Origin of the sequence: Domibacillus aminovorans (assembly GCF_001643235.1) — a bacterium.
In the GTDB taxonomy this organism is placed as follows: Bacteria; Bacillota; Bacilli; order Bacillales; family Domibacillaceae; genus Domibacillus; species Domibacillus aminovorans.
In genome coordinates, this window is sequence record NZ_LQWY01000049.1 from 1 (window position 1) to 1,203 (window position 1,203).

General features: G+C 47.3%; 1 protein-coding gene. It reads right to left on the reverse strand.

The window, feature by feature from the left end:
- Positions 1-78: 78 nt before the first annotated feature.
- Positions 79-1,203: IS1182 family transposase (locus AWH49_RS14665; protein ID WP_063966331.1), on the reverse strand; the 1,125-nt coding region annotated here is incomplete at its 5' end.

Consider the following 1,203-nt stretch of genomic DNA (forward strand, 5'->3'; position numbering starts at 1 on the left):
TCAGACTGTCGACAAAGCCGTTTTCAAATCTTTGATTTGAGGCGGCTTCGTCTTTTTTGTATGCTTGATCAGGCCTGCTCAAGCTGGCTTTAGAGACTTCCACGCCCAGCTTGCCAGTTTCTTAAGGTTCATGGCAGCGAAAGTAAGCATCGCTTGCATGGATAATTTCCCCAGTCCTCTGAGGGTTGTCCAGCGCATGCCATGCTTTTCTTTTGCGTCCGCAAAAACCCGTTCAATCGTTTCTTTGCGTTTTGCATAGATTTCTTTATTTTGCGGCGTGTGCCGCAGATGATCTGCTTCTTCAAGGTAGCCTTCCCACACATGCCGGTGGATCAGTTTCATGTGGTTCTGGCTTTGCGTGCACATCGATAAAAGCGGACAGTCCCGGCATTGCTTCGGGTCAGAAGCATACTGCCTGTATCCATCACGGGTAGTAGTCCGATAAGAAAGAGTCTGTCCTTCAGGACAAATATAGCAGTCATAGTGTTCATCAAATGCAAAATCGCGTTTCTTTAAATATCCTTTTGGCGTCCGTGGTCTTGTGTAAGGCAGAACGGGCAGGATGTCCAAATCCGTCACATATTTGGCGATAAAAGGTGTCTTGTATCCGGCATCAGCTGCCACAGCATTTGGCTTTGCGACTTTTTCCATTACCTTATCTAAAACATCAGTAAACACACGGCTGTCGTGAACATTGGCACCTGTGACATGGGAAGCAAGAACAAATCCATTGGCATCACAGGCGGTATGAAAGGAATAGGCGAAGCTTTTTTCACGCTCGTCTTTCACATAGTAGCCACTTTCCGGATCAGTCGTGCTGGACTTGATCTCTTTCGTTTCTTCCTTTTCCTGTGGGGGAAACGGCTTTTTTCCATGTTCTTCACGATCCACGTTAATTTCCTCATCGAGCTGCGCCTGGTAGCTTCGCGCTTCCACACGTACGACTTTCTTGTCGAACTTCTTTTTATTCGCACTGGCTTTGACGTGGGTGGAGTCAATGAAAGCAACCGATGGGTCGACGAAGCCTTTCGTCATCGCTTCTTTCAGAATCCGGTAGAAAATCTGTTCAAACAGGTCGGTGTCCTTGAAGCGACGGACATAGTTTTTACCGAAGGTGGAGAAGTGAGGTATTTTCTCCGAAAAACCATAGCCAAGAAACCACCGGTAGGCGACGTTCGTCTCAATTTCCTTAATCGTCTGCCG